Source organism: Vibrio sp. 1402, from assembly GCF_033340275.1.
In genome coordinates this window covers 1-503 of record NZ_JAWOWE010000787.1, presented here as the reverse complement: position 1 = coordinate 503, position 503 = coordinate 1, and the positions used below count along the sequence as shown (strand labels likewise).

Below are 503 nucleotides of genomic sequence, written 5' to 3'. Positions count from 1 at the left end.
TCAAACACATGTCACTCTTGCATGCTTCAAAGCTATGACTACCCCTCATCGAATTCACGTCAACGTTAACTGAGCTATAGTTTTCTATATAAACGAAAAATGTCACCCAGATGACGAAAATAAAAAGGAAGCACAAAAATGGAACGTGAATGCATGGAGTTTGATGTGGTGATCGTCGGGGCTGGCCGTGCGGGGTTAAGTGGAGGATGTCGATTAGCACAGTTGAACCAAGATCGTGAAGGCGAAGCGCTGTCAATTTGTGTGGTAGAAAAAGGCTCTGAGGTCGGCGCACATATATTATCTGGCGCGGTGTTTGAGACTCGCGCCTTAGACGAGCTCTTCCCAAATTGGAAGGAAATGGGAGCACCCGTTTCTGCCCCCGTTCAACATGATGATTTTCTCTATCTAACGACGGAGCTTAATCATATACGTGTGCCCCACTTCCTCACACCTAAACCCATGCATAATGACGAAAACAATCACGTTATTAGCCTTGCTAATCT

The 503-nt window shown here is 45.5% G+C and carries 1 protein-coding gene; it reads left to right on the top strand.

Going from position 1 to position 503, the window contains the following annotated elements:
• Positions 1-138: 138 nt before the first annotated feature.
• Positions 139-503, top strand: a 365-nt coding sequence (locus R7044_RS28500) for an NAD(P)/FAD-dependent oxidoreductase (protein ID WP_405540987.1), incomplete at its 3' end; no start/stop codon positions are given.